This window comes from Streptomyces sp. URMC 126, assembly GCF_051386555.1.
Taxonomy (GTDB): domain Bacteria; phylum Actinomycetota; class Actinomycetes; order Streptomycetales; family Streptomycetaceae; genus Streptomyces.
The window spans coordinates 15183-42051 of the sequence record NZ_JBPQTX010000004.1; the positions used below are offsets into that span (position 1 = coordinate 15183).

The following is a 26869-nucleotide window of genomic DNA, read 5'->3' on the forward strand; positions in this document are numbered from 1 at the left end:
TGCTACCGTTGAGCGGCACGCCTTCTCCCCCCGCCTGTGCCCGGGCCTCGCACGAGCCTGCGCCCTCGACCCAGGAGCCTGTCACCGTGACCCCCGTGACCACACTCGCGCTCGGCCCCCAGTGGCTGGACGCGGACTACCTGATCGGCCAGTTCGGCCTGCTCGGTGTGTTGGCGATCGTCTTCGCCGAGTCCGGCCTGCTGATCGGTTTCTTCCTCCCGGGCGACTCGCTGCTCTTCACCACGGGTCTGCTGGTGACCACCGGCAAGCTGGACGACTACCCCCTGTGGGCGGTGTGCGCCATGGTCGTGCTGGCGGCGGTCCTCGGCGACCAGGCGGGCTACCTCTTCGGGCGGAAGGTGGGTCCCGCCCTCTTCCGGCGGCCGGATTCCAAGCTCTTCAAACAGGAGAACGTCGAGAAGGCGCACGAGTTCTTCGAGAAGTACGGTCCGAAATCGCTGGTCCTGGCCCGGTTCGTACCGATCATCCGGACCTTCACGCCGATCATCGCCGGCGTGAGCCGGATGAACTACCGCTCCTTCCTGATCTTCAACATCGTCGGCGGCACCCTGTGGGGCGCCGGGGTGACGCTGCTGGGTGCGGTGCTCGGCAAGATCGAATTCGTGCGGACCAACATCGAGATGATGCTGGTCGCGATCGTGCTGATCTCGGTCGTGCCGGTCGCGATCGAGTTCCTGCGGGCCCGCTCCAAGTCCCGCAAGGCAGGACCGGCGCCGGACGCCGGCGGGGTGCCCAGCGGGCCGCAGCCGCCCCGCCAGTACACCGAGGTCCCGCCGCACTACCAGGACGTGCAGCCGTATCCGCTGCGGCAGACCGAGCAGCAGCCCGGGAAGCGGCAGTCCGGGAAGCAGCGGCCCGCGCCCCAGCCGCAGCCGGGACAGGGGCCGGGGGCGGCGCCGCAGCCGCAGCCGGGGCCGGTGCGGGGATCGGTGCCGGACGACGTCCGTGATCCGCACCGGCCGCCGACCGCCCAGCCGCCGCAGGGCGCCCCGTACCCGCGGCCGGACGGGCAGCCGCAGCCTCCGCAGCATCCCCAACCTCCGCAGGCCGGTCAGTACCCCTACGCGCCGACTTCGCAGGTGCCGCAGGTGCCGCAGGCCGCGCAGAGCCCCCAGCACCCCCAGCAGCACCTCCAGAACGCCCCCTACGCACCTGGATACCCCCAGGCCGCGCATCAGCCGCATCAGCCGCAGCAACCTCCGTACCCGCAGCAGTCTCACTACGGGCAGCAGCCGCATCAGCCCCCGTACCCGTTCCAGCCGCAGCCCGCGGGGGACCTCGGATACACCCCGTACCCCCAGCCCCCGCAGGACGCACAGAACCCGCACGGCCCGCACGGCCCGCACGACCCCCAGGACCCGCAGGATCCGCACCAGGGCGGCCCGCGCGGACGGCACGCGCGCCGCTGACGCCCGTCCCGCCGCCTCACCCCGTCCCCTCCCGCCCGTCCGCTCATTCGTCCACCGGCGAGGATTGCCTCACCCACCAGGCCATCTGAGTTCACACGCGTCCCGCCACCCCCACTGGGCACTCGTACTCCTGATCGGGCATGGTTGACCTGGGCAGGAGGCGTGGAGGAGCGCGTGGTGGCTGATCGGCAGCGGGGCGGCGGCCCACCGGATCCCGGCGAGGACCGCAAACCGCAGAGCGACGAGGCGCGCAGCGCGTTCACGCCGCCCCTCGGGGTGCCCGTCCCGCCGCCGCCGGAGGACGAGCACCCGACGTCGGAGTTCGCCGTCCCGGAGGGCGTGGCGGAGCCGGAGGACCGGCGTCCGGAGGGCTCGGCCTTCAGCCGGCCCGCCTCCCTCTCGTACCCGGAGATCACCCCGCCGCTCGGCACCCCCCTCGTCAGCCTCACCAAGGACGCGCCCTGGCAGGACCGGATGCGGACCATGGTCCGGATGCCGGTCGGCGAGCGGCCGCTGCCCGAGCGCGCGGTCAAGGAGGAAGAGGACACCGGTCCGGCCGTCCCCCGCGTGCTCGACCTGACCCTGCGCATCGGCGAGCTGCTGCTCGCGGGCGGCGAGGGCGCCGAGGACGTCGAGGCGGCGATGTACGGCGTCGCGCACGCCTACGGGCTGCACCGGTGCGAGCCGAACGTGACGTTCACCCTGCTGTCCGTCAGCTATCAGCCGTCCCTCGTGGACGATCCGGTCACGGCCAGCCGCACGGTGCGCAGACGCGGCACGGACTACACCCGCCTCTCGGCCGTCTTCCGGCTCGTCCACGACATCACGTCCCACGGGCTCACGCTGGAGGAGGCGTACCGCGGCCTCGCCGAGATCCGCCGCAACCGGCACCCGTACCCCGGCTGGACGCTGACCCTGGCCGCCGGGCTGCTCGCCGGCGCGGCGAGCATGCTGGTCGGCGGCGGGGTGGTGGTGTTCCTGGCTGCGGCCGTCGGCGCGATGCTGGGCGACCGCCTGGCGTGGCTGGCCTCGGGGCGCGGGCTGCCGGAGTTCTATCAGTTCGTGGTGGCCGCGATGCCGCCCGCGGCGATGGGCGTGGCGCTCAGCACGGTCCAGGATCACGTCCACGTCCAGGCGTCCGCCGTGATCACGGGTGGGCTGTTCGCGCTGATTCCCGGGCGGGCGCTGGTCGCGGGCGTCCAGGACGGCCTGACCGGCTTCTACATCACCGCCTCGGCCCGGCTGCTGGAAGTGATGTACCTGATCGTCGGCATCGTCTGCGGCGTGATGATGGTGCTTTACGGCGGCGTCCGGGTGGGCGGTACGACCCTCGACCCGGAGGCGGTCCTCCAGCACCGGGAACGGCCGGTCATCCAGATCATCGCCGCGATGCTGCTGGTCTTCTCGTTCGCCCTGCTGCTCCAGCAGGAACGTCACACCGTGCTGTACGCGACGCTGAACGGCGGTGTCGCCTGGGTGGTCTACGGGGCGCTCGCCGACACCGGCGGCCTCGACCCGGTGCCCGCCACGGCCATCGCCGCCGGGCTGGTGGGCCTCTTCGGCCAGTTGTTCTCGCGCTACCAGCACACGTCCGCCCTGCCGTACGTCACGGCGGCGATCGGGCCGCTGCTGCCCGGTAGCGCGGTGTACTTCGCGTTGCTGAACTTCGCCCAGAACGAGCTGGACACCGGCATGGCGAGCCTCACCAAGGCGGCGGCCCTGGCGCTGGCCATCGCCATCGGGGTGAATCTCGGGTCGGAGATGGCCCGGATGTTCATCGTGGTGCCGGGCGGGGCGGCGTCCCGGCGCGCGGCGAAGCGGACGCGCGGCTTCTGAGTCTTCTGCGGCACCGGTGACGCCCGGGCCCGCGACCCGGCCCCGGAAACGCGGACGCGCGGCCTCCGAGGAGCCCCTCCGGGGCCCTCAGGAGCCGCGCGTTCCGTTCGGGCGCGTCAGATCACCACGGATCAGTGGTGGGAGCCGCCCGCGGCCTCCAGGCGCTTGTAGGACGCCTCGATCTCGGCCTCGGCCTCCGCGCGGCCGACCCACTCGGCGCCCTCGACCGACTTGCCCGGCTCCAGGTCCTTGTAGACCTCGAAGAAGTGCTGGATCTCCAGGCGGTCGAACTCCGACACGTGGTGGATGTCGCGCAGGTGCTCGACGCGCGGGTCGTTGGCCGGGACGCAGAGCAGCTTGTCGTCGCCGCCCGCCTCGTCCGTCATACGGAACATGCCGATGGCGCGGCAGGTGATGAGGCAGCCCGGGAAGGTGGGCTCGTCCAGGATGACGAGGGCGTCCAGCGGGTCGCCGTCCTCGCCGAGGGTGTTCTCGACGAAGCCGTAGTCGGCGGGGTAGCTGGTGGAGGTGAAGAGACGGCGGTCCAGACGGATGCGACCGGTCTCGTGGTCCACCTCGTACTTGTTCCGCGAACCCTTCGGAATCTCGATGGTGACGTCGAACTCCACGAGTGGCTCCTTCATGATCAACACATACGTCTGGTGATTAAGTGTCCCCTACGCAGGTGTGTGCTGGCGAAAGGGGCTGGTCCGTCATGCCCGAGAGCTTCCGGCGGCAGGCCCGGTGGTGGCCCGGCGCCCTGCCCCCGCTGTCCGTTACCGGGCGGTTCGTCGCGGCCTCCACCGTGGTGGGGCTGCTGGCCGCGGCCGGCGCGGTGGCGGCCGCGGGGCCCTGGGACGGCGGACAGCGTACGGCCGAACGGGTCCGCGCCGCAGCCGCCGACCGGGCGGCGTCCGCGGAGGGGTCCCCCTACGGGTCCGCCCGGGCCGGGGCCGTGCTCGTCGGTGTGCCGGGGGTGACCGGCGCGGGCTCCGCGGGATCCGGCGGGCCGGGGAGCCCGGCGGGAGCGGCCGGCCTTGCCGCCGCGCTGGAGCCGCTGCTCGCCGACGAGGCGCTGGGCTCCCGCGTCTCGGCGTCCGTCGTCGACGTGGCCACCGGCGACCGGCTGTTCGGGGCCGGCGAGGGAACGGCGGTCACGCCCGCCTCCACCGTCAAGCTCGCCACTTCCGCCGCGGCGCTCTCGGCGCTCGGCCCGGACCACCGCATCGAGACCTCGGTGACGCTCGGCGCCGACGGCATCGTCCTCGTCGGCGGCGGCGACCCCACCCTCACCGCCCGCCCCACCGCTCCCGGCGGGGAGCAGGCCGGCCTGCCGGCCCTGGCCGACGCCACCGCCCGCGCGCTCAAGGCGCTCGGCACCGACCACACGGCGCTGCGCTACGACGTCTCGCGCTACAGCGGGCCCGTACCGCACCCGATCGGCCCCAACGAGAACCTGGCACCGGTCAGCGCCCTCATGGTGGACGAGGGCCGGCTGGACGACAGTGACCACGGCCCCGCGGACCGTACGACCGACCCCGCCGGGGACGCCGCACGGAAGTTCGCCGCCCTGCTGGGGGAGCGGGGCGTACGCGTCGAGGGCGAGCCCGCCGAGGGCCGCTCGCCCGCCGGTGCGCGGCGGCTGGCCGTCGTCTCCTCCGCCCCGCTCTCCGACCTCGTGGAGCGGGCCCTGACCCACAGCGACAACGACATCGCCGAGGCGCTGGCCCGGCAGACCGCCCTCGCCGACGGGCAGCCGGCGAGCTTCGAGGGCGCGGGACGGGCGGTGGCCGCCCGGCTGGCCCGGCTCGGCCTGCCGACGGCCGGCGCGCACTTCGCCGACGGCAGCGGCCTCGACCGGGCGGACCGGGTCTCCGCCGACCTCCTGGCCCGGCTTCTGGCCCGCGCCGGCGAGCGGGGGTCGCCCGAGCTGCGTTCGGTGCTCACGGGGTTGCCGGTGGCCGGTTTCAGCGGGACGTTGCGGGAGCGTGTCGCCGGTGGGCGGGGGGTGGTGCGGGCCAAGACGGGCACTCTCACCGGGGTGAACGCGCTGGCCGGGACGGCGGTCACGGGGAGTGGGCGGTTGCTGGCGTTCGCCTTCCTGGCGGACGCGACGTCGGATTCGGAGGGGGCCCAGCGGGCTTTGGACGCGCTGGCGGCGGCGGTGGCCGCTGCGCGGTGAGGGTGCCCCGGTCCCGCCCTTTCGCCGTTTCCCGGGGGCTGCGCCCCAAACCCCGCTGATCGCGGCTTCGCCGCTCGTCCTCAAACGCCGGACGGGCTGGATAGTGCGCCCGAGCGCATCACTCAGCCCGTCCGGCGTTTGAGGACAACCGCGCGGAGCGCGGTTTCGGGGGTCTGGGGGCTGGCCCCCAGGAATCGGCGAAGGGGTGGGACCGGGGCACAGCCCGCCGCAGGCGCCTACCGCAAGCGCGCCATCAGCGCGTGCTCCACCAGCGTGATCAGCGCACTCTTCGCCTCGTTCCGATGCCGCGCGTCAGTCGTGATGATCGGCGCGTCCGGCCCGATCTGAAGCGCCTCACGGACCTCGTCCGGCGTATAGGGCTGGTGCCCGTCGAAGCCGTTGAGGGCGATCACGAACGGCAGACCGCTGTTCTCGAAGTAGTCGACAGCCGGGAAGCAGTCGGCGAGACGCCGCGTGTCCACCAGGACGACCGCCCCGATGGCACCGCGGACGAGGTCGTCCCACATGAACCAGAACCGGTCCTGTCCGGGCGTACCGAACAGGTAGAGGATCAGGTCCTGGTCCAGGGTGATCCGGCCGAAGTCCATCGCCACGGTCGTCGTGGTCTTGTCCGGCGCGTGCGTGAGGTCGTCGATGCCCGCCGAGGCGGAGGTCATGACGGCTTCGGTGCGCAGCGGGTTGATCTCCGAGACCGCGCCGACGAACGTGGTCTTGCCCACGCCGAAACCACCGGCCACCACGATCTTCGCGCTGGTGGTGGAGCGGGCTGCCTCGCCGCTAGAGGTTCCGAAGTCCACTGAGCACCCTTTCGAGCAGTGTCACGTCAGGCTGGCCGCCGGCGGACGCGTCGCCGCCGGGCTGATGAATGGCGACGAGCCCGGCCTCGGCCAGATCGGCCACCAGGATTCGGGCGACGCCGAGCGGGATGGACAGAAGTGCGGAGATCTCGGCGACCGACTTGATCTCGCGGCACAGGTGGCAGATGCGCTGGTGTTCCGGCAACTGCCCTTGAAGCTGGGCCGGCTGGGCCGTGGTGTGCACCAGCGCCTCGATGGCGAGCTGGTAGCGCGGCCGGGTCCGGCCGCCGGTCATGGCGTAGGGACGGACCAACGGGTTGTGCTTGCCACCCGACGGCGATCCCGAACGCCGGTGCTGCGGCCCCTGTCCCGGGCGGTGGCCCTGCCCCGCCGGGGGCGGGACATGGCCGGTCGGGACGTGACCGGGCGGAGCGTACCCGCCGCCGGGCACCGCGTTCGGCGGCGGCGCCTGGTGCTGCGGGGTGTACGGCACCTGCGAGGGGTGCTGATGGGCCTCCGACCGGTCCCTGGGGGTGGGCGCGGAGGGGAAGTTGAAGCGGTTCAGCGGCGGGTTCTCCTGCTGGTCATTGCCATACGGGTAACCGCCTGGGGGCGTTGCCACGGCTCCTCCTCCGACTTTCCTGTCTGCTGCTGGTCGCGCCACCGCACCTTAAGGCGCGGTGGCGCGAAACGCACTGCCTCTTTGCTAGTTGAGAAGACTCCCCTGCAGTTCGGCGCGGAGGTCGGGCGTCAGGACGTTGCCCGCGCGGTCGACCAGCAGGGCCATCTCGTAGCCGACGAGGCCGATGTCGCACTCCGGGTGCGCCAGCACGGCCAGCGAGGAGCCGTCGGAGATGGACATGATGAAGAGGAAGCCGCGCTCCATCTCCACCACGGTCTGGTTGACGTGCCCGCCCTCGAAGATGCGCGAGGCACCCGCGGTCAGGGAGGTCAGGCCGGAGGCCACCGCCGCCAGCTGGTCCGCGCGGTCCCGCGGAAACCCTTCGGACATGGCCAGAAGGAGTCCGTCGGCGGAGACCACGACGGTGTGGGACACCCCTGGGGTGTTCTCCACGAAACTGGTGATCAACCAGTTCAGGTTCTGCGCCGCCTGGCTCATCGGGCTCACACTAACGCTCCTGCTCGTAGGTGCCGCCGGGGCCGAAGCCCTGGTCGTGTTGCTGATGCTGCTCCTGCGCGGTGATCGCGGGGAACTCCGAGGAGTCCGTCCCCGCGCTGCGCCCCTGCTGGACACCGCGGCGCAGGTTGGCGAGCCTGCCGCGGACGTCCTCGGGTGCCCGGGAGATCTGCGGGCCGCCCTGGGAGGTCTCCGCCGCCTTGCCCTCGACCAGATTGGCCCTGGGCACCCGGCGCGGGAGACCGGAGGAAGTCGTTCCGCCCGCCTTCGGCACCCGGAGCTGCTCGGCGCGGTGCCAGCGCTCGTCGTTGGCCGACTGCCCGGCGGACGCGTCCCCCTCGTTCCGAGGCCGGGAGATGTCCTGCTGGGACTGCTCGGGTTCTCCGCCGCCCCTCGTGGCCTCCTCGCCCGTCTCCGGCTGCTGCCACTGCCGATCGCGGCGCGGCAGACCGGACCCGGTCAGCGAGGGAGGGCCGCTCGAGGCGGGGCCCGGACGGTCGAACTCTACGCGCTCCGGCTGCGCCGTGTCAGCGGACGGCTGAGATTCCGATTCCGCTCCGTAACCCGGCGCGTACTCGTGCCGGTACGGAGTGGTCTCCGGAGTCGATCCGGCCCACTCGCCTTGGTAGGCGGGGGCGTTGAAGTCGCCGTAGGTCTGCTGGTCGGTGAAGCCCTGCTCGCTGTAGGCGGCTTCCGTATACGGCTGCTCACCCGTGGCCTGCGGGGCGAACGGAGTCTGCTGGGTGTCGTGCGGCGAGAGCCGCTGACCCGGCAAGTCCGTGCCCGGCTGCCCGGACGCGTAGCCCTGCGGGTCCTGGGCGCCCTGCTGGGGGAGCCCGTCGGCACCGGACTGCGCGGCGTTGTGCGCCTCCAGCGCGGCCCGCCGCTCCTCACGCAGCCGCGAGCGGTTGAGCGGGTCGAGCACCGGGGCGCCGGCCGCGTCCGCCGCGCCCGCTTCGTAGCGCGAGTCGTCGAAGCCCAGCTCCGCGGCGGTCCGCAGACCGCCGTTCGTCCCGACCGCGCCGGCCTGCTGCTCGGGGACGATCCGGGAGACCGTGAAGTCGTCACCGGCCAGCTCGTCCTCGCCGCCGCCACCGTGGGTGATCGGCTCCGGGAGCATGACCAGCGAGGTGGTGCCGGCCTGCTCGCCCGAGGGGCGCAGCTGGACCCGGATGCCGTGCCGCATGGCCAGCCGGCCGACCACGAACAGACCCATCCGCTGGGACACCGTGGCGTCCACGGTCGGCGGGTTGGCCAGCTTGTGGTTGATGTCCGCGAAGTCCTCGGGGGTGAGCCCGATGCCCTTGTCGTGGATCTCGACCATCACCCGGCCGTCGGGCAGGCGGGTGGCGTTGACGCGGACCTTGGTGTGCGGGGAGGAGAACGTGGTCGCGTTCTCCAGCAGCTCGGCGAGCAGGTGCACGAGGTCGGTCACGGCGAGGCCGTGGATCTCGGCCTCCGAGACGTTGTCCAGCTCGATGCGCTCGTACGCCTCCACCTCGGAGGAGGCCGCGCGCAACACGTCCACCAGCGGGATCGGCTGGTCCCAGCGGCGGCCGGGCTCCTCGCCCGCGAGGATGAGGAGGTTCTCGCCGTTGCGGCGCATACGGGTGGCCAGGTGGTCCAGCCGGAAGAGGTTCTCCAGCTGGTCCGGGTCGGCCTCGTTGTTCTCCAGCCCGGTGATGAGCTCCAGCTGGCCCTCGATCAGGCTCTGGTTGCGCCGGGAGAGGTTGGTGAAGATCGCGTTGACGTTGCCCCGGAGCATCGCCTGCTCGGCGGCGAGCCGGACGGCCTCCCGGTGCACCTGGTCGAAGGCGCGGGCGACCTCGCCGATCTCGTCCTTGGTGTCGATCGGGATGGGCTGCACCCGGGTGTCGATCCGGCCCGGCTCGGTGCGCGAGAGCTGGTCGACCAGGGCCGGCAGCCGCTGCTCGGCGACCTCGAAGGCCGCACCGCGCAGCCGGCGCATGCTGCGGCTCATCGAGCGGGCGATGCGCCCGGCGACGAAGAACGCGGCCAGCAGCGCCACGATCATGATCGACCCGTTGACGATGGCGTCCCGGCGGGCGTCCGAGGCGACCTGCGAAGCCTCGTCCACCGCGTGGTCGGCGAGGTACGCCTCGACGGAGCGGTAGGCGTCGAACTTGCCGGTGGCCGTGGTGTACCAGGTCTCCGGAGTGACGCCCAGGGCCTTGAGCTTCTGCGGGGACTCGCCGGACATGATGGCGAGCGCCATCTTGTTCTGCTGCTCGACCTGCGCCTTCTCCTTGAACGCGGTCTTCAGCCGGTCGATGTCCTGCTGGCTGCCGCCCGTCGTGTACTCGTCGTGGGCGATGTACTCGAGGAAGTTGTAGGAGGAGAAGGACGTCAGCAGGGCCCGCCGGTCCTTGGCGGGCATGTCCGGCTTGGCCAGCAGGTGCGTGCCCATGGAGCGCTGCAGCGACTCGGCGGCCTTGGCCAGCGAGACGGCGTAGACCATGCGGCCGTACGAGGTGACGGTGCCGGTGCCCAGGCCGAGTTCGTTGGTGAAGGCCATCAGCGGACGCTGGATGGAGCCGTAGGCGTCCTCGGTCCGCGCGGCCTCCGACGCGTAGGCGGTCTTCCGGATCTGCGGCAGCTTCTTCTCCGCGTCCCGGACGGCCGCGAGCCGGCGCTGCAGGCTCGGGGTGTCGGGCATGCCGCGGACGGCGTCGTCGAAGGCGGAGGCGGCGGCGTCCGTCGCCTCGCGGGCCTTCTTGACGTTCTCGTCGTCCCGCTGCTGTGCCAGCAGGGGGACGACGCTCTTGTCACGCTCGTCGACGACGGCCTGGGCGTAGTCGGCGGCGGCACGCACCACACGGGCGGTGTCGGCCGCGTCCTCGGCCTCGGTCCAGGTGTCGACCGAGTTCTTGATGCCGAGACCACCGAAGACCAGCGCGACCAGCACCGGGATGAGGAGGATCGCGTTCAGCCGGGTGGCCACCCGCCAGTTGCGGGGGGAGAGCCGGCCGCCGCGGCCGGCGGGCGCGGCAGGGGTCCGGGGAACGTCCGAGGGCGGCACCGCGGCCTGCGACGGCGGTGTGAAGTTGCCCCGCGCGTCTTTCGCCTGCTGCGCGGTGCCGGTCTTTCTTCGCCTCACTCGTCCAACAACCTCTCGGCGTCGGCACAGTCGTCGTGCCGTCTTTCGGCTGGGCCACGACGGCCCAGTTCGGGAAATTCCAGCACGCCGGACCGGTGCGTTCCAAACAGTGGGCAAAGCCGACGGCCGGAGGAATGCGCCCGACATAAAACGGGCATTAAGAGCGAGCGACGCCAAAAGGCGGGCGAAACATGTGCGGAGGGGAACCGGGCGGCTGCGGCCTGTTGCGGCGGGCCTGTCGCGCCCCGGTCAATTCTCTGTCGAAACGTTATGAACCCCGGGGGCGGCCCGTGGCATATCCCACACGGCCGCCCGCTCCCGTCGGCTACTTCAGCCGCGCCATCAGGGCGTGCTCGACGAGGGTGATGAGTGCGCTCTTCGCCTCGTTCCGGTGTCGCGCGTCGGTGGTGATGATGGGCGCGTCCGGCCCGATCTGCAGTGCCTCGCGCACCTCTTCGGGGGAGTAGGGCTGCTCTCCGTGGAAGCCGTTGAGGGCGATGACGAAGGGCAGGCCGCTGTTCTCGAAGTAGTCGACCGCCGGGAAGCAGTCGGCGAGGCGGCGGGTGTCCACCAGGACGACCGCCCCGATGGCACCGCGGACGAGGTCGTCCCACATGAACCAGAACCGGTCCTGTCCGGGCGTGCCGAACAGATACAGGATCAGGTCGTCGTCCAGCGTGATGCGGCCGAAGTCCATGGCGACGGTGGTCGTCGTCTTGTCCTGGACGTGGCTCAGATCGTCGATGCCCGCCGAAGCGGACGTCATCACGGCCTCGGTGCGCAGCGGGCTGATCTCCGAGACCGAACCGACGAACGTGGTCTTGCCCACGCCGAAACCACCGGCCACCACGATCTTCGCGGAGGTCGTGGAGCGGCCGGTGTTCCCGCTAGAGCTTCCGAAGTCCACTGAGCACCCTTTCGAGCAGTGTCACATCCGGCGTTCCGCCGGTCTCGCCGCCGCCGCCCGGCTGATGGATCGCCACCATCCCGGCCTCCGCCAGGTCGGCCACCAGGATCCGCGCCACGCCGAGCGGCATGCTCAGCAGCGCGGAGACCTCGGCGACCGACTTCACCTCGCGGCAGAGGTGGCAGATCCGCTGGTGCTCGGGCAGCAGATTGACCAGCTGGGCCGGGTCGGCGGTCGAGCTGACCAGTGCCTCGATGGCGAGCTGGTAACGCGGCCGGGTCCGGCCGCCCGTCATGGCGTAGGGACGGACCAGGGGCTGGTCGCCTTCACTCCCGTACGGCATGTGGTGCGAGGCGCCGTACGGGCCGGGCGAGACGGGCGGGGTCATGAATCCTCCGGGCGGGACAGCAGGAAGGCAATGATGCCGTCGAGCGGGGGCCGGTGGGAGCTTTCGGCCGTACGGTCGGACGGGACTTGCGGTGTGTCTACGGTCAGTTCAGCAGGCTTCCCTGCAGTTCGGCGCGGAGGTCGGGCGTCAGGACGTTGCCCGCGCGGTCGACCAGCAGGGCCATCTCGTAGCCGACGAGGCCGATGTCGCACTCCGGGTGCGCCAGCACGGCCAGCGAGGAGCCGTCGGAGATGGACATGATGAAGAGGAAGCCGCGCTCCATCTCCACCACGGTCTGGTTGACGTGCCCGCCCTCGAAGATGCGCGAGGCACCGGCCGTCAGGGAGGTCAGGCCGGACGCCACCGCCGCCAGCTGGTCCGCGCGGTCCCGGGGGAACCCCTCGGACATGGCCAGCAGCAGTCCGTCGGCGGACACCACCACCGTGTGGGACACCCCCGGGGTGTTCTCCACGAAGTTGGTGATCAACCAGTTCAGATTCTGCGCCGCCTGGCTCATCGGACTCAACTAACGCTCCTGCTGGTAGGTGGGGCCAACGTGGTGGCTACCGGTGGCCGGGCTGGTGCCGGCCTGACGTCCTTGCTGAATGCCGCGGCGGAGGTTGGTCAGCCGGCCGCGCACGTCGTCGGGCGCGCGCGAGACCTGCGGACCCTCCGGCAGCGCCTGCTGCTGGGCCGTGCCCTCCACGAGGTTGGCACGGGGCACGCGGCGGGGCAGCCCCGACGAGGTGGTCCCGTCGGCGGCGGGCACCCGGACCTGCTCGGCCCGGCGCCAGCGCTCGTCGTTGGGAGACTCGCGCCAGTCCGGCAGCGGGGTCTGGGTGGTGACCTGCGGGGACTCGGGCGCGGCCGGGGCCTCGGCGCGCGGGGCCCGGCGCGGCAGACCGCGCGGCGCCTCCGGCTCCGGCGCCCGCTCGCGGGCCTCCTCCTGCTCGCGGAACCAGTGCGACTCCAGCTCCTGGAAGAGCGGCGTCGTCTCCTGCGCTCCGTTCCCGTCCCCGGCGTGCCCGGCGTCCTGCCGCCCGAAGCGGTCGTCACCGGCAGGCGGAACGATCCGCCCGGTGCCCTCGGCGTCCGGCACGGGCGCCAGCTGCGGGAAGGCGGCGGTGTCGGCCGGGCCGGCCGCGTCGCGCGCGGGCAGCGCGTGCCGGCCGGTGCTGCCGCTCTCCGGCTCGGGCACCGGCGCCAGGCGCGGGAACTGCCCGGTGGCACCGGGGCCGTCGGCCTCGGGACGGTCGAACCGCCCGGCGCCGTCGGGCGCGGCGGGCAGCGCGTGCCGCCCGGTGCTGCTGCTCTCGGGCTCGGGAACGGGCGCGAGCTGCGGGAACTGCCCGGTGGCGCCCGGACCGTCCGCGGGGCCCTCGCCCCGGCCGCCGGCCGTGCGCTCGGGCGCCTCGACGCTGTCGTGGCCGCGCGGGGTGTCCCGCTCGGCGCGCGACGAGCCGTTCGAGGCGAGCGGCCAGTCGTCCACCGGCGCGGCGGGGGAGCGGTCGTTGCCCCAGCTCGGCGCCGGACGGGCCGGCGGCTCGGCGGGGGTGTTCTTGCGGTCGCCGCGCTTGGGCAGGCCGGAGAGCGCGTTACGGGCGGGCAGGCCGTTGCCGGCGCCGCCCCGCTTGGGCAGGCCGCCTTCGGCGCCACCCCGCTTCGGCAGGCCGTTCTCGGTGGTGCCGCGCTGCGGCAGACCGCCCTCCGTACCGCCGCGAACGGGCAGTTCGGGCAGGGCGGACGGCGTGCCGCCACCCCGGACCGGGAGCTCGCCGGGCGCGCCCTTGCGGTCGCCGCGCTTGGGCAGACCGTTGTCGGTGCCACCGCGGACGGGCAGGTCGGAGCCGCCGTTCTCGCCGCGCTGGGGCGGCTGCTGCGGACGGCGGCCGTTGCCCACCGGCGCGATCACGGCGGGCCGCTTGCCGCGCGTCGGGAGGCCCGAACGGCCGTCGGCGCCCTTGCCCCCGGCGGAGGCGTCGTCACCCGCGCCGGTGAGCGGGGCGTCGAAGAGGCTGGGGCCACCGGTCGGGGCACCCGCGCCCGGCGTGCTGCCGGGGACGCGCGTCGGCAGACCGCTCTGGGTCAGACCGCCGGCGCGCGACGGGTTGGCCGGCGGACGCGGGCCCTTGGGCGGCAGCTGGCCGCGGTCGCGGGCCGGCGCCTGCGGCGCACCGCCGGAACCGGGCAGGCCGGGCGCGGCCTTGCCGCCGGGGACACCCGGGACGCCAGGGACGCCCGTGCCGGGCATGCCGCCGGGGGCGCCGCCACCGGGCAGGCCGGGGCCGCCGGGCGCGCCGGGGCCGGGCTTCTTGCCGCCCTGGGCGACGTCGACGGGCAGCATGACGAGCGCGGTGGTGCCGCCGGAGTCCGACGGACGGAGCTGGATGCGGATGCCGTGTCGCAGGGACAGGCGGCCGACCACGAACAGACCCATGCGCCGCGAGACGGAGACGTCCACGGTCGGCGGGCTGGCGAGCCGCTCGTTGATCGCCGCCAGGTCCTCCTGGGACAGGCCGATGCCGGTGTCGTGGATCTCGACCAGCACCCGGCCGTCCGGCAGGGCGTGACCGGTGACCTTGACCTTGGTCTGCGGCGAGGAGAACGACGTCGCGTTCTCCAGCAGCTCGGCGAGGAGGTGCACGAGGTCGTTGACGACGCGGCCGGCGACCTCGGTCGGCGGCACGCCGGTGAGCTCGATGCGCTCGTACTGCTCCACCTCGGACGCGGCGGCACGGAGCACGTCGACGAGCGGGACGGGGCGGGTCCACCGGCGGCCGGGCTCTTCACCGGCGAGAACGAGGAGGTTCTCACCGTTACGCCGCATTCGGGTGGCGAGGTGGTCGAGCTTGAACAGCGAGGACAGCTGGTCCGGGTCGGCCTCGCGGGACTCCAGTTCGGAGATGAGCGACAGCTGACGCTGGATGAGGCCCTGGGAACGCCGCGAGAGGTTGGTGAACATCGCGTTGACGTTGCCCCGGAGGAGGGCCTGCTCGGCGGCGAGGCGGACCGCCTCGCGGTGCACGTCGTCGAAGGCCGCGGCCACCTTGCCGATCTCGTCGCGGCTGTGCACGCCGACGGACTCGACGGAGGTGTCCACGTCCTGCGGGTCGGTCTCGGAGAGCTGCTTGACCAGCTCGGGCAGACGTTCCTGGGCGACCTTCTGCGCGGTGTCCTGCAGACGGCGCAGCGAGCGCACCATCGACCGGGCCACGACGAAGGCGCCGACGAGGGAGATGCCGAGGACGAGGATGATCAGCGCACCGTTGAGGTACGCCTCCTGCTGTGCGTCGTCACGGAGTTCGAGGGCCTTCTGCTCCATCTCGCTGAGCAGCGTGCTCTCGATCTTGGTCATCTCCTGGATCTTGACGCTGTCGCGGTCGAACCAGTCGCGGTAGGAAAGGCTGTCCGCGCCGCGCAGGCCGTCGTTGCGCATCAGCACGCGCTCGGCGTACGAGTTCGCCTGCGAGATGTCGTACTGGCCGCCGTTGAGGCCCTGCAGCAGCTCCTTGTCCTGGTCGCCGTGGATCTGCAGGAAGCGCTTGGTGACCTGGCCTTCGCTGGTGTACGTCGACTGGCCGAAGAGCCGGTCGTTCTCGGAGAGGGAGTGCGGCGTACGGGCCAGCGCGGCGCTGATGAGCGCACGCTGCATGGACGCGTACTCCTTGGCGGAGGAGAACGAGGCCAGGGCGCGGGTGGAGGCGATCATCTCGCTGTTGCTGGACGCCAGCGCCATGTCCTGGGAGAGCGTGATCAGCTGGCTGACCAGGCCGTTGTAGGCGTTGACCGTCCGCGAGATCTGGTCGTCGTTCTTGTAGGCCTCGCCCCGGATCTTCTTGATCTCCTGGAGCTGCTTGGTGATCTCGACCATGGTGGCGCCGACGCCGACCATGGACTTGTCTTCCGGCCGCACCTGGTTGGTGAGCTTGGTGAAGTCCTCGATCGCCTGGTCGGTCCGCTGCCGCGGCGCCACGACGTCGTCGCTCTTCTCGTCCTTGGTGATCAGCGGCCCGGCCGAGCGGTCGCGCTCCTCCTGGAGGGCGTTGGCGAGGCTGGTGGCCGCCTTGGTCATGTCGGTCAGCAGCTTCATGTGATCGAGCTGATCGACGTTCTCCAGCGAGGTGTCGATACGCATCGCACCCAGGGTCGTCGCGGCGACGACGGGCAGGGCGAGCAGGGACACCAGGCGGGTGCTGATTCGCCAGTTGCGCAGGGCTATTCGTGAGCCCGGCCCGCTGGGTCCCTTCGCCTTGTTCGCCTTGCCCTTGGCCTTCGCGCCGTCGGCGGGCGCACCTCCGGCCGGCGCGTCGGCGGGCGTGCCGCGGTCGCCGCCTGTCGCCGCACCGTGCGGCTCCGGCTCCGCCGCAGCGCTGCCATCCCTCTTGAAACGTCCCTGCACTAGCGTCGCAACCTCTGGACCAGGCGTTCCCCCGGATGAACGGAGGAACGGTGTCGAGTCGTGGGGGGACCGCGGTGCCCCCCTGGCGGTCCGTGGAATTCCAGCACAGTGCCGGATGCGCCAACAAGGCCGGTGCGTCCCACCGTGAATCGGTGACGGACGGTAGCCCGGCTTGTCGCTCTCCGTCGAGAGGCCACTCCTATCAATTCGGACTTTCGCGGGCGAATGTTCCGCGTCTCGTCGCGCTGCGCGACCTGTCCCAGTCGCCATGATCAGGAGCGGAACGTCAGGTTCAGTCCGGTGATGTCCGTTTCGTGCGGGCGGTCCACGCGTCGGCTATGCGGCATTTATCCCGAGCTTCGTGAGGAAACTCACAGGTGACACCCCGCATTCCGCTCGGTATGGCGGGGAAAGGCGCGCCTAGCCTGGACCCTTGCGCGGACGCGACGACCGCCGAAGGCCGCGGGCGACCCGCAAGGCCGCGGCCGACCACCCGTGAAAGCCGCGACGACCGCGAAGACCCCTGAGACGACAACGCGAGGCAACCGCACAGTGAAGACCACGAGCCCCTCCCGGAAGACCGCCAACCCGCGCCGCACCACGCTCGCGCACCTCAAGGACACCAAGGCCCTCTTCGAGGCCGAGCGCCCGCAGCACTCGGCCGAGCTCCCCACGGTCACCGCCAACCCGCGCCGCACCATCCTGATGACCGCCCCGGCCCCGGTCGCGGTCGAGGACTGACGCGTCCGCGCGCCCGAGCGCCAGGAGGGGCCCGCCGGATCCGGCGGGCCCCTCCGCTCGTCCCGGCCGGCCCGGCGCACCCGGCCGCCGCGCACGGCGGCCCGCACGGCCCCCGCGATAGCCTGAAGTGTCAGACTCCGGCCGGATCAGTGAGGGGCTCAGCTTCCCGTGCGCATCGCCAGATTCTCCATCGACGGCAACGTCGGCTACGGCGTGGTCGAGGGGGACGCCTCCACCGAGGGCGGTCCCGTCCTCGACATCATCAAAGGCATTCCCTACGGCGACTTCGAACGCTCCGGCACCAAGGTGCCGCTGAGCAAGGTCCGCCTGCTCCCGCCCGTCCTGCCCAGCAAGGTCGTGGCCATCGGCCGCAACTACGCCGAGCACGCCGCGGAGCTGGGCAACGAGGTGCCGGAGGTGCCCGTCGCCTTCTTCAAGCCGTCCACCTCTGTCGTCGGCCCGGGCGATCCCATCGCGTACCCCTCCTTCAGCAGCGAGCTCCACCACGAGGCCGAGCTCGCCGTCGTCATCGGCCGTATGTGCCGCGAGGTGCCGCGCGAGCGCGTCAAGGACGTCATCCTCGGCTACACCTGCGCCAACGACGTCACCGCCCGCGACGTCCAGCAGCGCGAGAAGCAGTGGGCCCGCGCCAAGGGCTTCGACTCCTCCTGCCCCCTCGGCCCCTGGATCGAGACCGAGGTCGACCCGGGCGACCTGGCGATCACCTGCACGGTCAACGGCGAGCTGCGGCAGAGCGGCCGCACCGCCCAGATGCTGCGCTCCGTCGAGGAGCTCATCGTCCACATCACCGAGGCGATGACGCTGCTCCCCGGCGACGTCGTCCTCACCGGCACCCCCGCCGGGGTCGGACCCCTGCACGACGGCGACGAGGTCGCCGTCACCATCGAAGGCATCGGCACTCTCACCAACAAGGTGATCAAGCGTGGCTAACCCCCTGGACGCGAACGTCCGCGTCCGTTTCTGTCCCTCGCCGACCGGCAACCCCCACGTGGGCCTGGTCCGCACCGCCCTCTTCAACTGGGCGTTCGCCCGCCACCACGGCGGCACCCTGGTCTTCCGCATCGAGGACACCGACGCGGCCCGCGACTCCGAGGAGTCGTACGAGCAGCTTCTCGACGCCATGCGCTGGCTGGGCTTCGACTGGGACGAGGGCCCCGAGACCGGTGGCCCCCACGCGCCCTACCGGCAGTCGCAGCGCATGGACATCTACCGGGACGTCGCGCGGAAGCTGCTGGACGGCGGCTACGCCTACCACTGCTACTGCACCACCGAGGAGCTCGACGCCCGCCGCGAGGCCGCCCGCGCCGCCGGCAAGCCGTCCGGCTACGACGGCAAGTGCCGCGTCGTGAGCCCCGAGCAGAAGGCCGCCTACGAGGCCGAGGGCCGCCCGTCGATCGTCCGCTTCCGGATGCCCGACGAGCCGATCACCTTCACCGACCTGGTCCGCGGCGAGCTCACCTTCACCCCGGAGAACGTGCCCGACTACGGCATCGTCCGGGCCAACGGCGCGCCCCTCTACACGCTCGTCAACCCCGTCGACGACGCGCTGATGGAGATCACCCACGTGCTGCGCGGCGAGGACCTGCTGTCCTCCACCCCGCGCCAGATCGCCCTCTACAAGGCGCTGATCGAGCTGGGCGTCGCCAAGGCCGTTCCGGAGTTCGGCCACCTGCCGTATGTCATGGGCGAGGGAAACAAGAAGCTCTCCAAGCGCGACCCGCAGGCCTCCCTCAACCTCTACCGGGAGCGCGGCTTCCTGCCGCAGGGCCTGCTCAACTACCTCTCGCTGCTCGGCTGGTCGCTCTCCGCCGACCAGGACCTCTTCTCGATGGACGAGATGGTCGCGGCGTTCGACATCAAGGACGTCAACGCCAACCCGGCCCGCTTCGACCTCAAGAAGGCGGAGGCGATCAACGCCGACCACATCCGCCGGCTGGACGTCAAGGACTTCATCGCGGCCTGCGAGCCCTGGCTGCGCGCCCCGCACGCCCCCTGGGCGCCCGAGGCCTTCGACGCCGCCGCCTTCGCGGAGCTGGCCCCGCTCGCCCAGACGCGCCTCACGGTCCTCTCCGACATCACGGCCAACGTGGACTTCCTCTTCCTCGACCGGCCGGTGGAGGACGAGGCGTCCTGGACCAAGGCCATGAAGGAGGGCTCGGACGCCCTGCTCCGCACCGCCCGCGAGAAGCTGGCCGCCGCCGAGTGGAACGCCGAGGCCCTGAAGGCCGCCGTGATCGCCGCCGGCGAGGAGCACGGGCTGAAGCTCGGCAAGGCCCAGGCCCCGGTCCGGGTGGCCGTCACCGGCCGCACGGTCGGCCTGCCGCTCTTCGAGTCGCTGGAGGTCCTCGGCCGCGAGCGGACCCTGGAGCGGGTGGACGCCGCGCTGGCGAAGCTGGCGGGCTGACGGCCTTCCCGTACGCCCTGAGGGGCCCTGGAGCCGCGCGAGCGGCTTCCGGGGCCCTTCGCCGTCTCCGCGGCGTCCCCGGGGCCTCCGCGGCCCGGGAGGACCTCTCCGGTGCCCGTCCGGCCCGCCCCGGGGCGGGCGCCGGGTTATCGATTTTGGTGCCCCGTCCACCTTCGGGTAATGTTCTTCCTGCGCCGCCCGGGAGGGCCGAGAGGCCGGAGCGGAGGGCGCGAGCCCGAGCAAGACCCCTTCAAGGGGGTCGAGTTCTGGTGGGGTATGGTGTAATTGGCAGCACGAGTGATTCTGGTTCACTTAGTCTAGGTTCGAGTCCTGGTACCCCAGCAAGAGAAATTCACTGGAAATTCTCTCGCAAATCTACTGGTAAAGTAGAAACCGCGCGAAAGCGCAAAAGCGAAGTGCGAGCCCCCGTTGTGTAGCGGCCTAGCACGCCGCCCTCTCAAGGCGGTAGCGCCGGTTCGAATCCGGTCGGGGGTACTGATCCTGAATCCGTCACCATCCGGAAATTGCCGGAGGCGATGTCGAAGGATCGCTAGGGCCCCCGTTGTGTAGCGGCCTAGCACGCCGCCCTCTCAAGGCGGTAGCGCCGGTTCGAATCCGGTCGGGGGTACTGGTAATCACCATGGGCTATGGTGTAATTGGCAGCACGAGTGATTCTGGTTCATTTAGTCTAGGTTCGAGTCCTGGTAGCCCAGCGCAAGACTTCCGAGTCTGCAAAAGCAAGCCCCCGTTGTGTAGCGGCCTAGCACGCCGCCCTCTCAAGGCGGTAGCGCCGGTTCGAATCCGGTCGGGGGTACGCAAGGCAAATGCCCTCCGTGCGATGCGCGGAGGGCATTTGCCGTTTCTCGTGCGCCCTTCTCGTCCAGGGGCGCCGTCGCCATAATTCCCGGCATGGCCCTTCCCCGTGGTGCGCTCCACCGGATCCCCGTCGGCGACCTCCGGCCCGGGGACCACGCGTGTCTGCTCTTCGCCTCCGACGAGGAGCGGACCGTGGTCCTGCGGGAGTTCGTCCGCGGCGGCCTGGACGCCCAGGACAAGATCCTCTACCTGGCCGGCCGGCGAGACCCCCACGACCCCGCGGCCCTGCTGGACCACTACCGGCTGCCGGCCCCGCACGGCGGCCGGGTGGAGATCCTCCCCCTCGACGAACTCCGCACCCCCGACGGCCTGTTGGAACCCGCCGCCCTGCTGGGCCGGTTACGCGCCGCCGCGACCCGCTCCCGCGCCGAGGGCTACCGCGCCCTGCGCATCGCCGGGGAACCGCGCCCGGCCCCCCGCGACGGACGGGACGCGCGCCGGCTGCTGCGGTACGAGTCCCTGCTGGGCGAGGAGTTCGCCGCCGGCCGGGCGCTGGCCGTCTGCCAGTACGACGTCCGGCACTGCGTCCCGGAGGCGCTGGACGCCGTCACGTCCGCCCACACCCGCGGCGTGGGCCCCGACCCGCTGGTCAGAACCGCCGACCTGCTCGTCGTCCGCACCTACCGCCCGCCCGGCCTGCGCCTGGAGGGCCGGGTCGACGCCTCCGCCCACCGGCAGCTGCGGGACGCCCTGCGCTCGGTGGCCGGAGTGCGCGGAGAGCTCCGCCTGGAGATGTCCGGCGTCGAGTTCCCGGACCTCGGCGGCCTCCGGCTGCTGATGACCTTCGCCCGGGCCCGCGCCGCCCGCCACCGCTCCGTCGAAGTGACCGGCCTCGCACCGGAGCTCTCCCAGGTCATCACCCTCATCGGCTGGGATCGCACCCCCGGCCTGCGGCTGGCGGAGACGGTCGCCTGAGCGGCCGCCGGCGGACCCTCAGCCCTCGCCGTCCCCGCACTCCCCGCATCCCTTTTCCTCGCAGCCGCTTCCGAACCGCCGCGCCGACTCGTCCGCGTGCGCCATCCGCCGCAGGCTGAGCAGCACCGGCTCGTAGAGCACGGTGAGCGCCACCGCCGCCTCCACCTGCCCCTCGGCCGTCGGCTCCGCCGTCACCATGTCCAGATCCGTGACGGCGATCTCCGCGGCCACCCGCCCGTACGGCAGCAGGTCGTCCGTCCCGCAGGGGTAGCCGAGCCGGGCCAGGGCGGCCACCGAGTCCAGCAGCGTCCGGTAGGCGGGGGAGGAGGTGACCCCCACCCGGGCCGGGTCCCAGCCCAGCCGGGCCAGCAGGCCGTCCACGGCCGCGCGGGCGGCCTCCGCCGCCTCGTCGCCGGCCTCCGGCGCCGGGACCCGGGGCAGCGCCCACGTGGCCGCCCCCAGCCGCGTGTGGTGGTCCAGGGACGTGTCCTCCGCCGCGGCGACCACCTCCCGGGCGGCGGCCACCGAAACCCCTCCCACCTGGATCAGGGCCCGCACCAGACGCAGCCGCCGCAGATGGGCCTCGCCGTACTCGGCCTGGGTGGCCGACACCCGGCGTCCGGGCTGCAACAGCCCCTCCCGCAAGTAGTACTTGATCGTCGCGGCGGGGACACCGCTGCGCTCGCTGAGCTCGGCCAGTCGCATGGCTCTTGCGCCCTTCCTCGGATAGTGCAACTATCCAAACATGGATAGCATCGCTATCCAATGACGGATGGGAGTAACGCCATGGGTGCGTCACCGATCGAGGGCCGGGTCACCGCGGCGGCCGACGGGGATGTGGTGGTCTTCCTGATCGGCATGCGGGTCAACCGCTGGCGCTCCGTGCGCCACTGGGCGCCCGTGTTCGGGGCGATGCGGCGGATGCTCACCGAGCTCGCCCGGGATCCGGACGCCGGGCTGCTGGGCCACCGGCTGCTGACCTCCGGCCCGCGGGAGTACACGGTTCTGCAGTACTGGGAGTCGCGCGAGAAGCTGCTCGCGTACTCGGCCGACCGGGACCGGCTCCACCGGCCGGCGTGGGCCGCGTTCAACCGGCGGGCGCGGGATGCGGCGGGGCGGGTGGGGATCTGGCACGAGACGTACGTCGTGCCCGCGGGGTCGTACGAGACCATCTACAGCGGGATGCCGCGGCACGGCCTCGGGGCCGCTTTCGGGGTCGAGCCGGTGGGCCGGCGGGGCGAGCGGGCCGCGGAGCGGCTCGGTGCGGCGGCCCCTGCGGGGGGCTGAGCCCCTGGCCCGCCCCTTCGCCGATTCCTGGGGGCAAGCCCCCAGACCCCCGAAACCGCGCTCCGCGCGGTTGTCCTCAAACTCCCCCAGAGGGGGTGCCCCCAGACGGGCTGGAGTGGGCGCCCTATTCAGCCCGTCCGGCGTTTGAGGACAGCGCCCGGAGGGCGCTTCGGGGGTGCGGGGGCTTGCGGGACCGGGGCAACCTCACCCGTTGCGCCGCAACGCCTCCGTCAGCCGCACCGCCGCGTCAAGCACCGCCTGAGCGTGCATCCGCCCCGGATGCCGGGTCAGCCGCTCGATCGGCCCGGACACGGAGACGGCCGCGACCACGCGATTGGACGGCCCCCGCACGGGAGCGGAGACCGACGCCACCCCAGGCTCCCGCTCCCCGATCGACTGCGCCCACCCCCGCCGCCGCACACCGGAAAGCGCCGTCGCCGTGAACCGGGCCCCCTGCAGCCCGCGGTGCAGCCGCTCCGGCTCCTCCCAGGCCATGAGGACCTGGGCCGCCGAGCCGGCCTTCATGGGCAGGGTGGACCCGACCGGCACCGTGTCCCGCAGTCCGGACAGCCGTTCCGCCGCCGCGACGCAGATGCGCATGTCGCCCTGGCGCCGGTAGAGCTGGGCGCTCTCGCCCGTCACGTCCCGCAGATGCGTGAGCACCGGGCCCGCCGTGGCCAGCAGCCGGTCCTCGCCGGCCGCCGCCGCGAGCTCGCTCAGCCGGGGGCCGAGGATGAACCGGCCCTGCATGTCGCGCGCCACCATCCGGTGGTGTTCCAGCGCCACGGCGAGCCGGTGCGCCGTAGGACGCGCCAGCCCGGTGGCCGTCACCAGCCCGGCGAGCGTCGCCGGGCCCGACTCCAGAGCGCTCAGCACCAGGGCCGCTTTGTCGAGAACGCCCACTCCGCTCGAGGCGCCACCAGAATTGTCCATGCAACGATACTCGCGTCTCACACTATGAAACGCAAGTTCACGTTTTCCCGGAAGCCGCCAACCTGTATCCACGGCACCCCGATCCGGAGGAAGAGCGATGGGACGCACACTGGCCGAGAAGGTCTGGGACGAGCACGTGGTGGCGCGGGCCGAGGGCGAGCCCGACCTCCTCTACATCGATCTCCACCTGCTGCACGAAGTCACCAGCCCGCAGGCGTTCGACGGGCTGCGCAAGGCCGGCCGGCCGGTGCGGCGCACCGACCTGACCATCGCCACCGAGGACCACAACACCCCCACCCTCGACATCGACAAGCCCATCGCGGACCCCGTCTCGCGCACCCAGCTGGAGACCCTCCGCCGCAACTGCGCCGAGTTCGGCGTCCGGCTGCACCCGCTGGGCGACGTGGAGCAGGGCGTCGTCCACGTAGTGGGACCGCAGCTGGGACTGACCCACCCCGGCACCACCGTGGTCTGCGGCGACAGCCACACCTCCACCCACGGCGCGTTCGGCGCCCTCGCCTTCGGCATCGGCACCAGCCAGGTCGAGCACGTCCTGGCCACCCAGACGCTGCCCTTGTCGCCGTTCCGCACCATGGCCGTCACGGTCGAGGGCGAACTGCCGCCGGGGGTGACCGCGAAGGACCTGATCCTGGCCGTCATCGCGAAGATCGGCACCGGCGGCGGCCAGGGGTACGTCATCGAGTACCGCGGGCCCGCGATCGAGAAGCTCTCGATGGAGGCCCGGATGACCGTCTGCAACATGTCCATCGAGGCCGGCGCCCGGGCGGGCATGATCGCCCCGGACGAGACCACCTTCGCCTACCTCAAGGACCGCCCGCACGCCCCCAAGGGCGCCGACTGGGACGCGGCCGTCGCCCACTGGCGCACCCTGCGCACCGACGACGACGCCGTCTTCGACCGCGAGGTCGTCATCGACGCGTCCGCCCTCTCCCCGTTCGTCACCTGGGGCACCAATCCGGGGCAGGGCGCGCCGCTGTCGGCGGCCGTCCCCGACCCCGCCTCGTACGAGGACGCCTCGGAGCGCTCGGCGGCCGAACGGGCCCTGGAGTACATGGGGTTGACGGCGGGTCAGGCGCTCCGCGACATCCGGGTGGACACCGTCTTCGTGGGCTCCTGCACCAACGGCCGGATCGAGGACCTGCGCGCCGCCGCCGACGTCCTGCGGGGCCGCGCGGTCGCCGACGGAGTGCGGATGCTGGTCGTCCCCGGCTCGGTCCGGGTGGCGCTGCAGGCGGTCGAGGAGGGGCTCGACGCGGTGTTCACCGCGGCGGGCGCCGAGTGGCGGCACGCCGGCTGCTCGATGTGCCTGGGCATGAACCCGGACCAACTGGCGCCGGGCGAGCGGTCGGCGTCGACCTCCAACCGCAACTTCGAGGGCAGGCAGGGCAAGGGCGGCCGGACGCACCTGGTCTCGCCCCAGGTCGCCGCCGCCACCGCCGTGCTCGGCCGGCTGGCCTCGCCCGCCGACCTCCCGGCCGGCCCGGTCCTCGCCGCCTGAACGGCGCAGGGCACCCTACCCCAGCACTCCACCCAGCGAGGAAGAGCAGCTCATGGAAGCGTTCACCGCACACACCGGCCGGGCCGTGCCGCTGCGCCGCAGCAACGTGGACACGGACCAGATCATCCCGGCGCACTGGCTGAAGAAGGTCACCCGCGACGGTTTCGAGGACGGCCTCTTCGAGGCGTGGCGCAAGGACCCGGACTTCGTCCTCAACGAGCCCGCCCGCGCGGGCGCCTCGGTGCTGGTCGCCGGGCCCGACTTCGGTACCGGCTCCTCCCGGGAGCACGCCGTCTGGGCGCTGCAGAACTACGGCTTCAAAGCCGTGATCTCCGCACGGTTCGCGGACATCTTCCGGGGTAACTCGCTCAAGAACGGTCTGCTGACGGTCGTCCTGCCGCAGGAGACCGTCGAGCGGCTCTGGGAGCTGACGGAGGCCGACCCGGCGGCGGAGGTCACGGTGGACCTCGTCGCCCGTCAGGTGCGGGCCGAGGGCATCACGGCCGATTTCCGCCTTGACGACAACGCCCGGTGGCGGTTGCTGGAGGGGCTGGACGACATCGGGCTGACCCTCCGGCACGAGTCGGCCATCGCCGCCTTCGAGGCCCGCCGGCCGTCCCACAAGCCGTCCACGGCCCTGGTCTGAGGCCCCTTCCGGGCGGGTTCCGGCCCGGATCCCGCCCGGTTCCCGGCCCGTTTTCCCGCCCGTTCGGCCCAGCCTCAGGACCCCGGAACGACCCTCGATTTCCGCTGTTCACCCCGCGTTTGGCATGATGCGCCCCCTGTCTTCGGACAGGGGGCGCATCGCTTTGTTGAGGCCCTGTGAGGCGACAACTCGCCTCAGATGGCACAATCGGTGCATGGAACGCGGCAGCCAACTCGAGCTCTACCGGCTCGTCGCCGACCAACTCAAGGAAGCGCACTCCCGAGTGCGCGCACTGCAAGTCCCGGAGGGCGTACGGATGGCGCTGTCCCGGAAGCTGCTGGCCATCACGGCCGCGGCGAAGCACGATCTCTCAGGCGCGGCAATGCGCCTGGACCGGCTGATGAAGGACCTCGACGAGGGCCGTTTCCCTTCAGAGCGCGGCACCGACGGAACTCCGTGATGGGTCGGGTTCGTTGCGGCACAAGGGTGATTAGACCGTTTCGTGTTTGATTTGCGGTATATATCTGCCTAACGTGCGAAAAGGCTGGAACAAATTCCAGCAGTGTCTCCGAAGGGGAAGACGTGAACAAGGCGCAGCTCGTTGAAGCCATTGCCGACAAGCTCGGCGGCCGTCAGCAGGCCGCTGACGCCGTCGACGCGGTACTCGACGCGATCGTCCGTGCCGTCGTCGCCGGCGACCGGGTCTCGGTCACCGGCTTCGGCTCGTTCGAGAAGGTCGACCGCCCGGCCCGTTACGCCCGCAACCCGCAGACCGGCGAGCGCGTCCGGGTCAAGAAGACCTCGGTGCCCCGCTTCCGCGCCGGCCAGGGCTTCAAGGACCTGGTGAGCGGCTCGAAGAAGCTGCCCAAGGGCGGCGAGGTCGCGGTGAAGAAGGCGCCCAAGGGCAGCCTTTCCGGTGGCAAGGCCACCACGAAGGCCGCGGCCAAGAAGGCCACCGCCAAGAAGACGGCCGCCAAGAAGGCGACCACGGCCAAGAAGGCGACCACCGCCGCCAAGGCCACTCCCGCCAAGAAGACCACCACGGCGGCGAAGAAGACCACGGCGAAGAAGACCGCCCCCGCGACGAAGGCGGCGGCGAAGAAGGCGACGCCGGCGAAGAAGACCACCGCCGCGGCGGCCAAGAAGACCACGGCGAAGAAGACCGCGCCGGCGGCGAAGAAGGCCACGGCGACCAAGGCGCCCGCGCGCAAGACCACGGCGCGCAAGACCACCGCCAAGAAGACCGCGGCCAAGAAGAAGTAAAAAGCCGCGGACGGCGTCACGCGCCGGGCCGGGCTCCCTTCGGGGAGC

23 protein-coding genes and 5 tRNA genes are annotated in these 26869 nt (G+C 72.0%); 17 read left to right on the plus strand and 11 right to left on the minus strand.

Annotated elements, in window-relative coordinates; genetic code table 11:
• Positions 1 to 95 precede the first annotated feature (95 nt).
• Complete coding sequence (locus ACSNOK_RS01200) at positions 96 to 1430, plus strand: DedA family protein (protein WP_436778628.1); 1335 nt, start codon at positions 96 to 98, stop codon at positions 1428 to 1430.
• A gap of 177 nt (positions 1431 to 1607) precedes the next feature.
• On the plus strand, positions 1608 to 3266 hold the full coding sequence (locus ACSNOK_RS01205) for a threonine/serine ThrE exporter family protein (protein WP_436778629.1): 1659 nt from the start codon (positions 1608 to 1610) through the stop codon (positions 3264 to 3266).
• A 131-nt stretch (positions 3267 to 3397) separates the two neighbouring features.
• Here the strand turns inward: ACSNOK_RS01205 and ACSNOK_RS01210 are convergent, their stop codons facing one another.
• Positions 3398 to 3895, minus strand: coding sequence for an inorganic diphosphatase (locus ACSNOK_RS01210; protein ID WP_004940362.1), 498 nt, complete (start codon positions 3893 to 3895; stop codon positions 3398 to 3400).
• 86 nt (positions 3896 to 3981) lie between these two features.
• Between ACSNOK_RS01210 and dacB the strand changes: the two genes are divergently transcribed.
• Positions 3982 to 5448 carry a D-alanyl-D-alanine carboxypeptidase/D-alanyl-D-alanine endopeptidase gene (gene dacB / locus ACSNOK_RS01215; RefSeq protein ID WP_436778630.1) on the plus strand — a complete coding sequence of 489 codons (1467 nt, stop codon included), beginning with the start codon at positions 3982 to 3984 and terminating at the stop codon, positions 5446 to 5448.
• A gap of 236 nt (positions 5449 to 5684) precedes the next feature.
• On the opposite strand, the gene ACSNOK_RS01220 is transcribed toward dacB, so the two are convergent.
• The 8 genes from ACSNOK_RS01220 to ACSNOK_RS01255 all read right to left on the minus strand — a co-directional run bounded on the left by ACSNOK_RS01220 (position 5685) and on the right by ACSNOK_RS01255 (position 16216).
• Positions 5685 to 6266 carry a GTP-binding protein gene (locus ACSNOK_RS01220; RefSeq protein WP_049717346.1) on the minus strand — a complete coding sequence of 194 codons (582 nt, stop codon included), beginning with the start codon at positions 6264 to 6266 and terminating at the stop codon, positions 5685 to 5687.
• Positions 6247 to 6888 (minus strand): DUF742 domain-containing protein, encoded by a 642-nt coding sequence (locus ACSNOK_RS01225; RefSeq protein ID WP_436778631.1) that lies wholly within the window; start codon positions 6886 to 6888, stop codon positions 6247 to 6249. The genes ACSNOK_RS01220 and ACSNOK_RS01225 overlap by 20 nt, the downstream gene beginning before the upstream one ends.
• An 84-nt stretch (positions 6889 to 6972) precedes the next feature.
• Positions 6973 to 7386 (minus strand): roadblock/LC7 domain-containing protein, encoded by a 414-nt coding sequence (locus ACSNOK_RS01230; RefSeq protein ID WP_436778671.1) that lies wholly within the window; start codon positions 7384 to 7386, stop codon positions 6973 to 6975.
• A 10-nt stretch (positions 7387 to 7396) separates the two neighbouring features.
• On the minus strand, positions 7397 to 10522 hold the full coding sequence (locus ACSNOK_RS01235; protein ID WP_436778632.1) for a nitrate- and nitrite sensing domain-containing protein: 3126 nt from the start codon (positions 10520 to 10522) through the stop codon (positions 7397 to 7399).
• Between the two features lie 325 nt (positions 10523 to 10847).
• On the minus strand, positions 10848 to 11429 hold the full coding sequence (locus ACSNOK_RS01240; protein WP_436778633.1) for a GTP-binding protein: 582 nt from the start codon (positions 11427 to 11429) through the stop codon (positions 10848 to 10850).
• On the minus strand, positions 11410 to 11817 hold the full coding sequence (locus tag ACSNOK_RS01245; protein ID WP_436778634.1) for a DUF742 domain-containing protein: 408 nt from the start codon (positions 11815 to 11817) through the stop codon (positions 11410 to 11412). The genes ACSNOK_RS01240 and ACSNOK_RS01245 overlap by 20 nt, the downstream gene beginning before the upstream one ends.
• 103 nt (positions 11818 to 11920) lie before the next feature.
• Positions 11921 to 12334: a roadblock/LC7 domain-containing protein gene (locus ACSNOK_RS01250; RefSeq protein ID WP_436778672.1), complete on the minus strand. Its 414-nt coding sequence runs from the start codon at positions 12332 to 12334 to the stop codon at positions 11921 to 11923.
• A 9-nt stretch (positions 12335 to 12343) separates the two neighbouring features.
• On the minus strand, positions 12344 to 16216 hold the full coding sequence (locus ACSNOK_RS01255) for a nitrate- and nitrite sensing domain-containing protein (protein ID WP_436778635.1): 3873 nt from the start codon (positions 16214 to 16216) through the stop codon (positions 12344 to 12346).
• A 552-nt stretch (positions 16217 to 16768) separates the two neighbouring features.
• Here ACSNOK_RS01255 and ACSNOK_RS01260 point away from each other — a divergent pair.
• The 9 genes from ACSNOK_RS01260 to ACSNOK_RS01300 all read left to right on the plus strand — a co-directional run bounded on the left by ACSNOK_RS01260 (position 16769) and on the right by ACSNOK_RS01300 (position 21173).
• Positions 16769 to 16957: a hypothetical protein gene (locus ACSNOK_RS01260; RefSeq protein ID WP_436778636.1), complete on the plus strand. Its 189-nt coding sequence runs from the start codon at positions 16769 to 16771 to the stop codon at positions 16955 to 16957.
• Positions 16958 to 17125: 168 nt separating this feature from the next.
• On the plus strand, positions 17126 to 17908 hold the full coding sequence (locus ACSNOK_RS01265) for a fumarylacetoacetate hydrolase family protein (protein WP_436778637.1): 783 nt from the start codon (positions 17126 to 17128) through the stop codon (positions 17906 to 17908).
• Complete coding sequence (gltX, locus tag ACSNOK_RS01270) at positions 17901 to 19382, plus strand: glutamate--tRNA ligase (protein WP_436778638.1); 1482 nt, start codon at positions 17901 to 17903, stop codon at positions 19380 to 19382. Before ACSNOK_RS01265 ends, gltX begins: the two co-directional genes overlap by 8 nt.
• Before the next feature lie 270 nt (positions 19383 to 19652).
• Positions 19653 to 19724: transfer RNA gene (locus ACSNOK_RS01275), tRNA-Gln, on the plus strand.
• A gap of 80 nt (positions 19725 to 19804) precedes the next feature.
• Positions 19805 to 19877, plus strand: a tRNA-Glu gene (locus tag ACSNOK_RS01280).
• A gap of 60 nt (positions 19878 to 19937) precedes the next feature.
• A tRNA-Glu gene (locus ACSNOK_RS01285) sits at positions 19938 to 20010 on the plus strand.
• 13 nt (positions 20011 to 20023) lie between these two features.
• A tRNA-Gln gene (locus tag ACSNOK_RS01290) sits at positions 20024 to 20095 on the plus strand.
• A 28-nt stretch (positions 20096 to 20123) separates the two neighbouring features.
• Positions 20124 to 20196 (plus strand) — tRNA-Glu (locus ACSNOK_RS01295).
• Between the two features lie 95 nt (positions 20197 to 20291).
• Positions 20292 to 21173, plus strand: a complete 882-nt coding sequence (locus ACSNOK_RS01300) for an MEDS domain-containing protein (RefSeq protein ID WP_436778639.1) — start codon at positions 20292 to 20294, stop codon at positions 21171 to 21173.
• Positions 21174 to 21191: 18 nt separating this feature from the next.
• On the opposite strand, the gene ACSNOK_RS01305 is transcribed toward ACSNOK_RS01300, so the two are convergent.
• The gene (locus ACSNOK_RS01305; protein ID WP_436778640.1) at positions 21192 to 21878 is read right to left on the minus strand and encodes a MerR family transcriptional regulator; all 687 of its coding nucleotides are present in this window, start codon (positions 21876 to 21878) and stop codon (positions 21192 to 21194) included.
• A gap of 81 nt (positions 21879 to 21959) precedes the next feature.
• Here ACSNOK_RS01305 and ACSNOK_RS01310 point away from each other — a divergent pair, with 81 nt between their 5' ends.
• On the plus strand, positions 21960 to 22460 hold the full coding sequence (locus ACSNOK_RS01310) for a DUF4188 domain-containing protein (RefSeq protein WP_436778641.1): 501 nt from the start codon (positions 21960 to 21962) through the stop codon (positions 22458 to 22460).
• A 204-nt stretch (positions 22461 to 22664) separates the two neighbouring features.
• On the opposite strand, the gene ndgR is transcribed toward ACSNOK_RS01310, so the two are convergent.
• On the minus strand, positions 22665 to 23393 hold the full coding sequence (gene ndgR, locus ACSNOK_RS01315; RefSeq protein ID WP_040889156.1) for an IclR family transcriptional regulator NdgR: 729 nt from the start codon (positions 23391 to 23393) through the stop codon (positions 22665 to 22667).
• A gap of 97 nt (positions 23394 to 23490) precedes the next feature.
• Here ndgR and leuC point away from each other — a divergent pair, with 97 nt between their 5' ends.
• From leuC to ACSNOK_RS01335, 4 genes are all read left to right on the plus strand, one after another.
• On the plus strand, positions 23491 to 24912 hold the full coding sequence (gene leuC / locus ACSNOK_RS01320) for a 3-isopropylmalate dehydratase large subunit (RefSeq protein WP_436778642.1): 1422 nt from the start codon (positions 23491 to 23493) through the stop codon (positions 24910 to 24912).
• 52 nt (positions 24913 to 24964) lie between these two features.
• Positions 24965 to 25558: a 3-isopropylmalate dehydratase small subunit gene (leuD, locus tag ACSNOK_RS01325; protein ID WP_436778643.1), complete on the plus strand. Its 594-nt coding sequence runs from the start codon at positions 24965 to 24967 to the stop codon at positions 25556 to 25558.
• 214 nt (positions 25559 to 25772) lie between these two features.
• Positions 25773 to 26018: a hypothetical protein gene (locus tag ACSNOK_RS01330; protein WP_436778644.1), complete on the plus strand. Its 246-nt coding sequence runs from the start codon at positions 25773 to 25775 to the stop codon at positions 26016 to 26018.
• A gap of 122 nt (positions 26019 to 26140) precedes the next feature.
• Positions 26141 to 26821 (plus strand): HU family DNA-binding protein, encoded by a 681-nt coding sequence (locus ACSNOK_RS01335; protein ID WP_436778645.1) that lies wholly within the window; start codon positions 26141 to 26143, stop codon positions 26819 to 26821.
• Positions 26822 to 26869 lie beyond the last annotated feature (48 nt).